Consider the following 14,070-nt stretch of genomic DNA (forward strand, 5'->3'; position numbering starts at 1 on the left):
AAAACGCAAACTGCGTTTACAGCTCTAGCAAAAAATAGCTTACAGCTCCAACAGAATACGTGCCGGGTCTTCGATCATATCTTTAATAGCAACCAGGAACTGTACCGCATCCTTACCATCGATCAGACGGTGGTCGTAAGACAACGCCAGGTACATCATTGGCAGGATTTTCACTTCACCATCAACCGCCATTGGACGCTCTTTGATTGAGTGCATTCCCAGAATAGCTGCTTGAGGTTGATTTAGAATAGGCGTCGACATCAAGGAGCCGAATACACCGCCATTGGTAATCGAGAAAGTACCGCCGGTCATCTCTTCCATGGTCAGCTTGCCAGCTTGAGCACGCATTCCGAAATCACGGATGGTGTTTTCAACAGTCGCCAGGCTCATGTTCTCAGCATTACGCAGAACCGGAACGACCAGTCCTTTATCGGTGGATACCGCTACACTGACGTCCTGATAACCGTGATACACGATATCGTCACCATCGATAGAAGCGTTAACTGCCGGGAAACGACGCAGAGCTTCTACCGCAGCTTTCACGAAAAAGCCCATGAACCCCAAACGGGTGCCATCGTGTGACTTTTCGAACTGAGCTTTGTACTTGTTACGCAACTCCATCACTGGCGCCATGTTCACTTCGTTGAACGTGGTCAGCATCGCAGTGCCTTGGCAGGTATCCATCAGACGTTCTGCGATGCGCTTACGCATACGGGTCATGGGAACGCGCTTTTCAATACGCTCGCCGGTCACAGCAACACCAGCGGCTGCCGCAGCAGCAGTGATTGACTGAGCAGACTGAGGAGCTGCAGCCGGTGCCGCTTGCGGCGCGGCAGGAGCTGATGAACCTGCAGGAGCGTTAACCACGTCTTCTTTGGTGATACGCCCGTCTTTACCGGAGCCTTTAACAGCACTCAGATCAACACCCTTCTCTTCAGCCAACTTACGAGCTGAAGGACTGGCAACCGCTGCATTTGCAGATGTCTCTACTGCCTGATCAGCTTCTGCCGCAGTGTGGGCTTCAGTGGATGCAGCGACTTCGCCTGCAGCAAATTTAGCAATCACTTCGTTGCTTAAAATAGTTTCGCCTTCGCCTTTAATGATCTCGGACAGAGAGCCATCGGCTGGAGCAACCACTTCCAGAACCACTTTATCGGTTTCGATATCGACAATCAGTTCATCACGGGAAACCGCTTCACCCGGCTGCTTGTGCCAGGTAGCAATGGTGCCATCCTGTACAGATTCTGGAAAAGTTGGCGCTTTGATTTCAATAGTCATTCTTTGATCCTTTAGCGTTTCGCTAACAATATGCCTAGCTGAGCCCGACCTGCGGGTCTCTGTGTCAAAAAGTTCACCTGTTTAACACGCGTATATTTAAGCCAGTACGTCAGCCAGTGCGCAGTTTGCAGGTACTCGTTATAACCTTACGTTTCTCGACGGCCCATTAACTGACCGTCAGAGCCTCACTGATAAAGCGATTTTGCTCTTCCATATGGATGGACATATAACCTGCTGCAGGGGCTGCAGACGCGCTGCGACCTACATAACTCAGGTACAAATCCGGATCCAGATCGAACAAAACACGACGCATGTGGTGCTGACTGCTGTACCAGGCCCCTTGGTTCATGGGCTCTTCCTGACACCACACCACCTCTTTGAGGTTGGTAAACGGTGCCAAAGCAGCCATCAACTCTTCTTCCGGGAATGGGTACAGCTGCTCCAGGCGAACCAAAGCAACGTCATCCTGACCACCTTCCATACGAGCTTCGAGCAGGTGGTAATAAACTTTACCGCTACACAGAACGACTCGTTTAACCTTCTCAGGCTCCAGCTCGTGCTCGCCGATCACGTTCTGGAACGTACCCGTAGCCAGCTCTTCCAAAGACGAAGTCGCCAGTTTGTGACGCAGAATCCACTTGGGACTCATAACCACCAGAGGACGGCGCATCGGACGAATCGCCTGACGACGCAGCATGTGGAACACCTGAGCAGGCGTTGTCGGGATACACACCTGAATGTTGTGCTCGGCACACAACTGCATAAACCGCTCAAGACGCGCAGAGGAGTGCTCTGGGCCCTGGCCTTCATACCCGTGTGGCAACAACATTGTCAGGCCGCAGAGGCGCCCCCACTTGTGTTCACCACTGGTAATGAACTGGTCAATAACCACCTGAGCACCGTTGGCAAAATCACCAAACTGAGCTTCCCAGATAACGAGAGCATTCGGTGTGGTGGTTGCATAGCCATACTCAAACGCGAGTACGGCTTCTTCCGACAGCAGGGAATCGTAAATATCAAAATCCGGCTGATCGTCTTTCAGATGGCTTAACGGACGGTAGGCCTTACCATCCTTTTGATTGTGAACAACCGCATGGCGGTGTGAGAAAGTACCACGTCCCACATCCTGACCGGTCAGACGAACGCGCATTCCCTGATCGAGAATGGTCGCGTAGGCCAGAGTTTCTGCCATACCCCAGTTAATAGGCATTGCACCACTGGCCATTTTACGTCGGTCGTCATAAATCTTCTTAACCTGACGCTGAACCTGAATGCCATCAGGAATGTCGCACATCTTTTGTGCCAAATCCTGCAGAGCTTTCAGATCGTAACCAGTATCCGCCGGTGTTTTCCAGTGGTGGCCAATGTACGGTTCCCAGTTAACAAATAAAGACTTGTCCGGCTCACTGACCAGACCTTTGGCCACGTGCTCACCACGATCCAGAGCCGCACGGTACTCATTCGTCATTTCATCGGCTTCAGCCTGAGTCACAACCCCGGCTGCGACCATTTTTTCGGCCAGCAGTGTGCGCGTGGTTTTGAGTTTACGAATGTGTTGATACATCAATGGCTGCGTTGAAGAAGGCTCGTCGGTTTCGTTGTGACCGCGACGACGGTAGCACACCAAATCGATAACAACGTCTTTCTTGAACTCGTAACGGTAGTCCATCGCCAGCAGAGTCACGAACATGACGGCTTCGGGATCATCCGCGTTAACGTGGAAGATCGGGGCTTCAATCACCTTGGCAACGTCCGTACAGTACTCTGTAGAACGGGCATCTTCACGACGACTGGTGGTGAAGCCAACCTGGTTATTGATCACGATGTGCAGAGTACCACCGGTATGATAAGCACGTGTCTGGGACATTTGGAAAGTTTCCATGACCACGCCCTGACCGGCAAATGCCGCATCACCGTGCACAGAAATCGGTACCACTTTATTGCCCAGAGCATCGTCTCGACGATCCTGACGCGCGCGAACAGAACCCTCAACCACCGGAGACACAATTTCCAGGTGGGATGGGTTAAATGACATCGCCAGATGCATTTCACCGCCTGGGGTCATCACGTTTGAAGAGAAACCCTGGTGGTATTTCACATCACCGGAACTGTCAATCAGACGCTTGCCTTCAAATTCGTCGAACAGGTCGGAAGGGTTTTTACCCAGTGTATTCACCAGGGTATTGAGACGACCACGGTGAGCCATTCCCAAAACGATTTCTTTCGCCCCGTGTTCGCCGGCACGACGAATCAGACCATCCAACAGTGGAATAAAGCTTTCACCACCTTCCAGACCGAAACGCTTAGTCCCTGGGTATTTACTGTCCAGATGACGTTCAAGGCCTTCAGCAGCAGTCAGTCGCTCGAGGATATGCTTGCGGAAATCGGTTTCAAATGCGGGCTGGGAACGCACACTTTCCAGACGCTGCTGTAACCACTGCTTCTCTGCAAAATTGGTGATATGCATGATCTCTGGACCCACAGAGCCACAGTAGGTCTGTTCCAGAGCATCAATGATTTCACGCAGAGGGGCTTCGGTCTTGCCGAAGAAGGTATTAGCAGTCTGAAAAACGGTATCCAGATCAGCATCGGTCAGGCCATGGAATCTCAAATCCAGATCGGGAACAGTCTCGCGCTCCATCAATCCGAGGGGATCCAATTTGGCTTTTTGATGTCCGCGAAAACGGTAAGAGCTGATCAGTTGAACAACTTTAACTTGTTTAAGTTCGTGTTCAACATTAGAACTGCCTGAACCCGGCGCTGCCAACGGACGAGCACGGTTCTTACCCAACAGTTCAAAGTATTCACGAATTACGGAGTGAGGAGTATCCTGAGAAACGACCCCTTCGACACGAGGTAGCTGGTCGAAATAGTTACGCCACTCTTCTGGAACAGCGTTCGGGTCATGTAAATAGGTATCGTAGAGATCTTCAACATAGGACGCATTCCCACCGGATAAATAGGAAGTGCTCCACTGCTTCTCCATGATGCTTTCTTGCATTTGTGCCCACCTTTAAACAGGGCAGTGCCTACCGCGCAAGCAAATACAACGTGACAACCTATCTGACACGGCTTCACCATCTATAACCCCGCCGATGAGACCACCTTCCGGCTGACAGATTACATCAGAATACTTTTAATTCTGGCGACAAGGCCAGAATCAAAAGGTGCGTGAACCCCGTGAGAAACAAGCAGACATTGCTTATCTACCTCACACAGTTAGCTCGGGAGCCCAATGTTATCAGGCCACCCGATTACCCCTGCTATGACTAGCGATTAGCTAACAGTTAAAACCCTATCTTGTGGATAGTGTTTCGCTCTTTTTATGGGTGAACCGATTCAATATGAACCACTTCCCCCTGTTTTTACTTTCATTAAGCCTTGCCTCTGACACCTGTCTTTTAAACAAGTCATTCAGAGATTGGCTTGGGTCTCTGCACTAAATTTGGATCAAGCTTTTGAGATGCCGCCTCTGTGGGCGGCTATCATCATTATGTTGCGCTTTGCAGCAACATATTACGAATGTGACCGATAGCCCGAGTCGGGTTCAGCCCTTTCGGACAAACAGATACACAGTTTTGGATACCGTGACAACGGAACACACTGAACGGATCATCCAGATTAGCCAGACGTGCTTCAGTTGCAGTATCACGGCTATCGGCCAAGAAGCGATAAGCTTGAAGCAAACCCGCCGGACCAATGAACTTATCGGGGTTCCACCAGAAAGAAGGACAGCTGGTTGAACAACATGCACACAGAATACACTCGTACAAACCGTCCAGCTTGGCGCGATCTTCTGGTGATTGCAGACGCTCAATGGCAGGAGCAGGTGTATCGTTCTGCAAGTAAGGCTCAATCTTTTTGTACTGTGCGTAGAACTGGCTCATATCAATTACCAGATCACGAATTACAGGCAGACCAGGCAAAGGACGCAGCACCAGGGTGTTATTTTTCACACACTCTGAAAGAGGCTTGACACAGGCCAGACCATTTTTACCATTGATGTTCATGCCATCTGAACCGCACACCCCTTCACGGCATGAGCGACGGAAAGCCAGGCTTGAATCCTGTGCTTTCAACATTTCCAGTACTTCAAGAACCATCAGATCTTTACCCTGAGTATCCAGCTCATACTTTTGCATGTACGGCGCAGAATCAGTCTCAGGGTTATAACGATAAATTTCTACTTTCAACATTATCCTGTTCTCCCCAATCAGTAGGTACGAATCTTCGGCTCAAAAGCGTCCATGGTCTTCGGTGCGAAGTTAACCGCACGCTTGCCAACACGCTTTTCGCCTGGGAAGTACATTGAGTGACACAACCAGTTCTCGTCATCACGATCCTGGAAGTCATCACGCGCGTGAGCACCGCGAGATTCTTTACGCTCTTCTGCAGCGATAGCGGTAGCTTCAGCCACTTCCAGCAGGTTCTGCAGTTCAAGCGCTTCAACCCGAGCGGTGTTGAAAGCATTGGACTTGTCGTCCAGCTTAACATTTTCAATGCGCTCACGCAGATCGGCCAACTTCTTGATGCCTTCCTGCATGAATTCGCCTTTGCGGAATACACCGAAATGGTTCTGCATAACGCCCTGCAGCTCTTTACGCAGAGCAGAGGCATTTTCGCCATTGTTGGTGTTATTCACCTTGTTCAGGCGAGACATGGCGGCTTCAATATCAGATTCAGAAGCTTCGCGATGTTCAATACCTTCTCGCAGAGCTTTCTCGATAAACAGACCAGAGGCACGACCAAACACCACCAGATCCAGCAGCGAGTTACCGCCCAGACGGTTAGCGCCGTGCACGGACACACAAGCAACCTCACCACAAGCGTAGAAGCCTTCAACAACCTGATCGTTGCCATTGGCATCTTGAGTCAGAGCCTGGCCATCAACGTTAGTCGGGATACCACCCATCATGTAGTGACAGGTTGGAACCACTGGAATTGGCTCCTTAACAGGATCTGCGTGTGCAAATGTACGGGACAATTCAAGAATGCCTGGCAACTTGGCGTTTAAGGTTTCTTCACCCAAGTGATCCAGCTTCAGGAATACGTGATCTCCATCCGGACCACAACCGCGGCCATCCAGAATCTCCAGAACCATGGAGCGAGCAACAACGTCACGACCCGCAAGATCTTTGGCGTTAGGAGCATAACGCTCCATGAAACGCTCGCCGTCCTTGTTGACCAGATAGCCACCTTCACCACGACAACCTTCGGTTACCAGCACCCCTGCACCGGCAATACCGGTTGGGTGGAACTGCCACATCTCGATATCCTGCACAGGGAAACCTGCACGCAGAGCCATACCGATACCGTCACCGGTATTGATGTGAGCATTGGTGGTAGAAGCGTAAATTCGACCTGCGCCACCAGTAGCCAGAACAGTGGCCTTGGACTTAACGTAAACCACTTCGCCGTCTTCGATGTTCATGGCAATAACGCCAGTCACAACACCGTCCTGGTTTTTCACCAGATCAACTGCGAACCACTCATTCAGGAAAACCGTGTCGTTCTTGACGTTACCCTGATACAGGGTGTGCAGCAGTGCGTGACCAGTACGGTCAGCCGCAGCACAAGTACGAGCAGCCTGACCACCACGACCGAAGTCTTTGGACTGTCCACCGAAAGGACGCTGATAAATACGACCTTGCTCAGTACGGGAGAAAGGCATCCCCATGTGATCCAGCTCATAAACAGCTTCAGGACCGACATTACACATGTACTCGATAGCGTCCTGGTCACCGATGTAATCGGAACCCTTAACGGTATCGTACATGTGCCAACGCCAATCATCATTGGGGTCATCACTGGCGATCGCACAGGTAATACCGCCCTGAGCGGATACTGTATGCGAGCGAGTTGGAAATACTTTAGTAATTACTGCAGTCTTGTAGCCGGACTGAGCCAGCTGAAGTGCGGCGCGCATACCTGCACCACCGCCACCAATAACAATACCGTCGAAAGAAATCGTACGCATGTTAGACATTACTTAAAACCCCCACAAAATTTCGACACCCCAAACGGTGTAAGTCACAGTGACTACACCCAGCACAACTTGTGCTATAACCCGCAACACGGTCGCCTTGGCGCCCATCATGCGATTAGTCAGGTAATCGGTTAACACAGCCCACAGACCAATCCAGGCGTGCGCTGCCAGGGATAGCAAAGTGATCAAACTGAAAATACGCATCCAAAGCTGGCTATACAGCTCTTTCCACTGCTCATAGCCCAGATCAGGAGTACACAAAATGAAACCAACCAGAAAAATGGTATAAGCAGCCATTGCAATAGCACTTACACGCTGAATCATCCAGTCGTACAGGCCGCTACGGCCAAAACTTGTTACTGCGGTTACCATACCCAAACCCCCGCTAAAATAATCAGTACAGCGGCAACAACCAGAGCGATCTTCGCGCCCAGCTGCCCACCTTCGAGACTTTCACCAATCCCACAATCCATAATCAGGTGACGAATACCTGCAATCATGTGATAGCCCAGCGCAGCCAGAGTACCCCAGATAAGGAATTGATAGATTGGATTCTGCAACCCTTCTTTTAATGCAGCAAAGCTCTCTTCAGATTCGAGGCTTGCATCCAGCATACACAGCAGGATGGCAACACCGGCAAACAGGATAACTCCTGATACACGATGCAGAATGGAAACATAGGCGGTTATAGGAAGTTTTATTGTGGCAAGGTCAAGATTGACAGGTCTGTTCTTGTTCACGGTTAAGTCACACCTTTTCTCGCCTGCGAACAGGCATTTGTTGTCTACAGCTTTGGCTGCACATATCTCCCAAGCATAGGCATTCAACACAATAGTGCCAGCCCACCACCTGCAAGACGCGCAAAATTATAGAGATCCCCTTGTAAAAAAACAACAAAATAAAGCTTTTTCAGAGACTTACCCCTGCACCAAAACCACCAAACCGGCACAACCAAGGCGCATATTTCATCAAATCGAACAAGCATCAAACACCGCACCAAAGTGACACCGACCGCACCAGAAAAGGACATACACGCAATTTCATCCCTAAAGTGGCAATTATTGGGCTATGTTTATGTATGTCTCGCATTTTGTAGGCTTTTTTCAATTGACAATCATCTCCGGCGGCTTATAGTGTGCCCCGCCTCACATTCCGTTTTCGGCGTCTCCTCGCGGCAATTTTAACGCCCTGGCGACATCAGATGCGGAGCTGTATACCAATTTATTTACTACAGGAGTCCGTACATGACTGATAAGAAAGCGCACCTTTCGGTCGACGGTTTGGATGAATCCATCGAATTACCGATCTACTCTGGTAGCACCGGCCCCGACGTTATCGACGTTACCAGCCTGACCAGTAAAGGTTACTTCACTTATGATCCGGGCTTTATGTCTACCGCAGCCTGCGAGTCCGAACTGACCTATATTGATGGTGGGAAAGGCGTGCTACTGCACGGTGGCTACCCTATCGAGCAACTGGCCAAGAACTCGGACTACCTGGAAACCTGTTACTTGCTGCTTAACGGCGAACTGCCAAATAAAGAGCAAAAAGCAGAATTTGTTGAAATCATTACCAATCACACCATGGTCCACGAGAACATCGCCCGTTTCTTCCGCGGCTTCCGTAGCGATGCTCACCCAATGGCCATAATGTGTGGCGTTGTAGGGGCTCTGTCCTCTTTCTACCACGACTCCCTGGACATCACTAACGAACAGCACCGCCAGATCTCTGCGCACCGCCTGATCGCCAAGATGCCTACCCTTGCAGCGATGTGCTACAAGCATCATATTGGTCAGCCGTTCATGTACCCGAACAACAAGCTCTCTTATTCAGAGAACTTCTTGCACATGATGTTCGGCACTCCTTGTGATGATCCTGAAGTGAACCCTGTTCTGGCTCGCGCCATGGACAAGATCTTCCTGCTGCACGCTGATCATGAGCAAAACGCCTCAACCTCCACGGTTCGTCTGGCAGGCTCTTCTGGTGCCAACCCGTTTGCCTGTATTGCTGCTGGTATTGCCACTCTGTGGGGCCCGGCTCACGGCGGCGCTAACGAAGCCGTTCTGACCATGCTGCAAGAAATCGGCTCTGTCGACAACATCGACAAGTTCGTTGCCAAAGCCAAAGACAAGAACGATCCGTTCCGTCTGATGGGCTTCGGTCACCGGGTTTACAAGAACTTCGACCCTCGCGCCAAGGTTATGAAAGAAACCTGCGACGAAGTCCTGAAAGAACTGGGCCTGGAAAACGATCCTCTGCTGGCTATCGCCAAGCGTCTGGAGCAAATCGCTCTGGAAGACGATTACTTCATCGAGAAGAAACTCTATCCGAACGTCGACTTCTACTCCGGCATCATCATGAAGGCTATCGGTATTCCTACCGATATGTTCACCGTGATTTTCGCTACTGGTCGTACGGTTGGCTGGATTGCACACTGGCACGAAATGATCTCCAACCCGTACAAGATTGGCCGTCCACGTCAACTGTACACTGGCTACACGCCACGGGACTTCGTACCACTGGAAGAGCGTTAATCGCTCCGACAGACATGAAAAAGGCCGCTATGCGGCCTTTTTTTATACTTAAATCTTTCCCAGCTCACTCACCCAGATCTAAAACACCAACTTACCGATCTGTCAGAGCATCAATTCCACCGCAATCCGCTCATTCAGACTCTTCCATTGGGGCAAACTCTTCCCGCTATTTGGTAACTTGCGCTCCCTGAATTTGGCCAACCACAGCCCCTCGGCATTAAAACTGTAGATAGGCACCAGATCGTTCCTCTGAGAAGCAGGCAGTATGGTTTTATTGATGTTATCGAGGATCAACGGCTCAGCCTCAGGCGTTGGGTAATACGCCAATACCATATGCGCCTGGTTATAATCCAGGGCCTTCACATAAGTAATCCGAAGCTTCTCATTATCGACACCCGACTCATTCAAGGTAAAGTACTTGGCGACCGAAAAGTCCTCGCAATCTCCCCCATTAGTGGCCAGCATCTCCAGAGGAGTCGCCCAATAATCCTTCTTTCCCCAGTGCTCCAGATCATCGACCCACTCGAGTTTATTGAAAAAATCGTTAGCCAGCTCGGCCCTGTCAAGATCAGAGCTTTCTTTATTTGCACTCGCCTCGATCATCAACCTGTGCCAGGCCTCCACCCGAAGACGAGCAGCCTTGTCGTACCTCTGCTCAACCATGAGGAAAACCTTCTTGCTCATATCGAGAAATTGCGCTGACGCAAAAGCGGCACAACTGCCAATCAGCAGTCCAGCCAAGATTGCCCACAGAGGAGAAGACTTCATTCCTTTCATATCCTCCAGCGAGTCATGTGACAGACCTCAAGTATAGGTACGGTGTGATACAAAATCTCCTGTTCTTCACAATAGCGCGGCCCACAAACGTGTATTTCACAACCCCGGATTTCACAAACGTTCTCCCAGCCAAACTTATCGGCCCAAACTCAGAAAAATTGAGGGCCGCAGTACCTCTGAGGACAAGTGCAGCTGCTCGCCCCAATAGCATATTCAGTATACAATTCCGCCTTGCAGAACAGTAAGGTCCATCAATGAGCCATATGCCCGATAATACCCACAAAGGCGTCGCATTCGCACTCGCTACAGCCGTCGTGGGCAGTTCTGCTGGTGCAGCCGGCAAGTTGATCGCCGAAGACCTCGCTGCCCCCATGATTGTGTTTGTCCAGTTCGCCATCTGCCTGATCATTATGCTTCCAAGCATGCTGAAGCTGGGCGTCCGCAGCCTCCACAGCCCGCACTGGAAAAAGCACCTCGTACGCGGCCTCGGTGGGTGGATCAGCTTTTTTGCCTTTTACCAGGCATTGGGCCAGATTCCTCTTGTGGATGCCACTCTGCTGCGCAACACCGCCCCCCTTTTCGTGCCGCTGGTGATCTGGCTGTGGGCCGGAGTCTTTGTGCCTTCAAATCGATGGCCGCCACTGATCATAGGCTTTATCGGCATTGCGATTATTTTGCGCCCTCAATCCGGGGCTCAGGATTTGAATATTGCCTATCTTGTAGGCCTGGCTTCGGGGCTGCTGCTCGCGGTTTCAATGGTTGGAACGCGCCTGCTTTCCCAATACGAAACCAGTGGTAAAATCATGTTTTACTATTTTGCGCTGTCTTTTGTTCTGAGCCTGCCACTGGCCTTATTCAATTGGCAGACCATACCCCCAAAAAGCTGGCCTTATTTGATCTATATTGGCTTATCCATCTTTATCGCCATGTGGCTCTACACCAAGGCTTACAGCTACGCCAGCCCAAGTATCGTCTCGCCCATCAGCTACTTTTCAGTGGTATTTGCAGGGCTGCTTGGCTGGATAGTGTGGGGACACCTGCCCAGCGCACTCTCATTTGCCGGCATCGCGATCGTTGTCGTCGCCGGGATTTACACTGTTTACCTAGGCAGTCTTACAAACAAGCAAACTACTGCCCCTGAAGAAAGGAAAGCCACATGACTGTTCATCAACCTCTTGAACCCGCCTTCAATAAATTTTTAGGCATCAAAGTTGACGAGTGGGAGGAAGGCCACGTTCGCATCAGCGCTGAGGTAAAGCCTGAGCACAGCAACTCTCACGGCATCCCCCATGGTGGTTTTATTTGCAGCTTACTGGACGTTGCCTGTTCATTGCCGGGCATGTACTGCCCCTCACCTGACCGGATCCGCAGAGCCTTTACGCTCTCACTGAACACCAGTTTTGTTGGGCAAGCTCAAACCAATCAACTTTACGCTGTCGGAAAAATTACCAGCGCTGGCTACAAGATTTTTCACTCTTCTGCGGAAGTCTACGATTCAAACGATACATTGTTAGCCACCGGCCAATCAATTCTAAAATACCGTAAAGGCTGTGAAGACCCAGAGGGCATGCCGCTGGAGCAGTGGCATCAACTGGTCAATAAGTAATAACCCAACACTCCGATCACAAAGGAATAAGCTGTGCTGGACATTCCAGGCCTACCCCGCAATAAAGGTGAAGAGACGGACCGCAAATTTATCGAGGCGCTGGCTCGCGGTCTGGATGTACTACGTGCTTTCTTGCCGGGGGATGGTTTTCTCGGTAATCAGGAAATCGCACAACGCACTGGCTTGCCTAAATCCAGCGTATCGAGACTGACCTATACCCTGACTCAACTGGGATATCTCACCTATTCGGAGCGCATGGAGAAATATCAGCTGGGTAGCGGCGTACTGGCTTTGGGTTATGCCTTCGTTTCAAACCTGGCCATCAGACAAATCGCCAAGCCTATGATGCAGGAACTGGCGAATAATACTGGCACATCAGTGGGACTGGCTGATCGAGATCGTCTCAAGATGATCTATGTAGAGTACTGCTCTCCCACCAACGTGATGGCGTTTCGCCACGAAGTTGGGGACCGGGTTCCTCTCCCCACAGGCTCCGCAGGACGTGCCTATCTGGCGGCCCTGTCAGACGAAGAACGCGAGTTTTTCTTCAACCACATTGAAAAGAAACAACCGGATGAGTGGCCGACTATTAAATCCGGCATCCTGGACAGCCTGCAGAATTATCGAGAAAAAGGATTTTGCCATTCCTATGGAGACTGGGACCCAGACGTCAACGGCATTTCTGTACCGCTGACTCTGGGTAAGAACACCATCTACTGTTTTAACGCAGGTGGACCAGCCTATCGCTTGTCTCGTGACTTTTTGGAGAATGAGGTCGCCCCTCAATTGAAAAACATGGTGCGCAATATTGAAGCCACGCTGATTCGATATTGAGGTCAGGAGCGCAATACTCCGCCTCTCAGGCTTACCCTACCCGCTGGCATAGCTATTTGTGAACTCAGAAGCTTACCTGCCGGCAACACTTCTTGTCCCGGAATTAGTCATATGCCGCACTATCCAGACGTCAGCTATTGGATGTCCTCACTAGAGTCCGACACCCCGACAGTACGCCCCGCCCTCGACCAAAACCTGGACGTCGATGTCGCCATTATCGGTGCAGGTTACAGCGGCCTTTGGACAGCCTATTACCTGAAGCAACAAGCTCCACATTTGAGCATTGCCATTCTGGAAGCGAATACCGTGGGTTTTGGGGCTTCCGGTCGCAATGGCGGCTGGTTGATGGGATCAGTGGAAGGAGAGGATAAACTTTTATCGGGTCTCGACAACACCCGAAAACACACGGCTCACCAATTCATTTACGGTATTGTGGATGAGGCAAAGCGTGTATTCGAACTGGAATCTATCGACTGTGACTTTGCTCATGGCGGCTGGATCAGCACCGCAGCCCGATACCCTGAACAGTTACCTATGCTTCAGGACACTCTCAAATCACTTCGCGCGGAAGGCCACGGTGAAGATGCCTATCGCTGGCTGGATCGAGACGAGTTGAAAGCCAGACTCAATGTGAAGAACAGCTACGGCGGTATTTTCAGTCCGCATACAGCCCGAATTCAACCGGCTAAACTGGCCCTCGGGCTCGCCCTCGCCGTTGAGCGGCTGGGAGTGACTATTTTTGAAAGCACGCCGGTTGAGCGCATTGATACATCCAAACAGGGAAGCAATGTACTGATCACCCAGGGCGGTCGGATAAAAGCTGACATTACCCTGCCCTGCGTGGAGGGATTCAGTTATCAGATGGAAGCTCAGCGCCAATACATTTTGCCCATCCAAAGCCTGATCGTCGCCACAGAACCTTTGAGCGATTCTCAATGGCAGGACATTGGCTTGCACAACCATGAAGTCTTCAGCGATGCCTGCCGCCTGATTACCTACGCACAACGATCCGCCGACAACCGACTGATTTTTGGATCCAGAGGCACCTATCAATT

General features: G+C 50.8%; 12 protein-coding genes. 5 read left to right on the plus strand and 7 right to left on the minus strand.

The window, feature by feature from the left end; translation table 11 throughout:
- Positions 1-39: 39 nt before the first annotated feature.
- The 6 genes from odhB to sdhC all read right to left on the minus strand — a co-directional run bounded on the left by odhB (position 40) and on the right by sdhC (position 8,004).
- Entirely contained in the window at positions 40-1,278 is a 1,239-nt protein-coding gene (gene odhB, locus ACTG33_RS02750) for a 2-oxoglutarate dehydrogenase complex dihydrolipoyllysine-residue succinyltransferase (protein WP_439133653.1), read from the minus strand.
- 166 nt (positions 1,279-1,444) lie between these two features.
- Entirely contained in the window at positions 1,445-4,279 is a 2,835-nt protein-coding gene (locus tag ACTG33_RS02755; protein WP_439133654.1) for a 2-oxoglutarate dehydrogenase E1 component, read from the minus strand.
- A 490-nt stretch (positions 4,280-4,769) separates the two neighbouring features.
- Complete coding sequence (locus tag ACTG33_RS02760; RefSeq protein WP_439133655.1) at positions 4,770-5,474, minus strand: succinate dehydrogenase iron-sulfur subunit; 705 nt, start codon at positions 5,472-5,474, stop codon at positions 4,770-4,772.
- A 17-nt stretch (positions 5,475-5,491) separates the two neighbouring features.
- Complete coding sequence (sdhA, locus tag ACTG33_RS02765; RefSeq protein WP_439133656.1) at positions 5,492-7,264, minus strand: succinate dehydrogenase flavoprotein subunit; 1,773 nt, start codon at positions 7,262-7,264, stop codon at positions 5,492-5,494.
- Between the two features lie 3 nt (positions 7,265-7,267).
- Positions 7,268-7,636 carry a succinate dehydrogenase, hydrophobic membrane anchor protein gene (sdhD, locus tag ACTG33_RS02770; protein ID WP_439133657.1) on the minus strand — a complete coding sequence of 123 codons (369 nt, stop codon included), beginning with the start codon at positions 7,634-7,636 and terminating at the stop codon, positions 7,268-7,270.
- Positions 7,630-8,004 (minus strand): succinate dehydrogenase, cytochrome b556 subunit, encoded by a 375-nt coding sequence (gene sdhC / locus ACTG33_RS02775; protein ID WP_439133658.1) that lies wholly within the window; start codon positions 8,002-8,004, stop codon positions 7,630-7,632. Before sdhC ends, sdhD begins: the two co-directional genes overlap by 7 nt.
- Before the next feature lie 504 nt (positions 8,005-8,508).
- Between sdhC and gltA the strand changes: the two genes are divergently transcribed.
- Positions 8,509-9,798 (plus strand): citrate synthase, encoded by a 1,290-nt coding sequence (gene gltA / locus ACTG33_RS02780; RefSeq protein ID WP_439133659.1) that lies wholly within the window; start codon positions 8,509-8,511, stop codon positions 9,796-9,798.
- Positions 9,799-9,900: 102 nt separating this feature from the next.
- On the opposite strand, the gene ACTG33_RS02785 is transcribed toward gltA, so the two are convergent.
- Positions 9,901-10,566, minus strand: coding sequence for a transglutaminase-like cysteine peptidase (locus ACTG33_RS02785; RefSeq protein ID WP_439133660.1), 666 nt, complete (start codon positions 10,564-10,566; stop codon positions 9,901-9,903).
- 263 nt (positions 10,567-10,829) lie between these two features.
- On the opposite strand from ACTG33_RS02785, the gene ACTG33_RS02790 reads away from it, so the two are divergent.
- The 4 genes from ACTG33_RS02790 to ACTG33_RS02805 form a co-directional block, all read left to right on the plus strand.
- Positions 10,830-11,735, plus strand: coding sequence for a DMT family transporter (locus ACTG33_RS02790; RefSeq protein ID WP_439133661.1), 906 nt, complete (start codon positions 10,830-10,832; stop codon positions 11,733-11,735).
- Positions 11,732-12,181 (plus strand): PaaI family thioesterase, encoded by a 450-nt coding sequence (locus ACTG33_RS02795; protein ID WP_439133662.1) that lies wholly within the window; start codon positions 11,732-11,734, stop codon positions 12,179-12,181. Before ACTG33_RS02790 ends, ACTG33_RS02795 begins: the two co-directional genes overlap by 4 nt.
- Positions 12,182-12,214: 33 nt before the next feature.
- Positions 12,215-13,015 carry an IclR family transcriptional regulator gene (locus tag ACTG33_RS02800; RefSeq protein WP_439133663.1) on the plus strand — a complete coding sequence of 267 codons (801 nt, stop codon included), beginning with the start codon at positions 12,215-12,217 and terminating at the stop codon, positions 13,013-13,015.
- A gap of 111 nt (positions 13,016-13,126) precedes the next feature.
- On the plus strand, positions 13,127-14,070 hold a 944-nt coding region (locus ACTG33_RS02805), incomplete at its 3' end, for an NAD(P)/FAD-dependent oxidoreductase (RefSeq protein WP_439133664.1).

The sequence above is a fragment of the Pseudomaricurvus sp. genome (genome assembly GCF_965662505.1).
Taxonomy (GTDB): domain Bacteria; phylum Pseudomonadota; class Gammaproteobacteria; order Pseudomonadales; family Cellvibrionaceae; genus Pseudomaricurvus.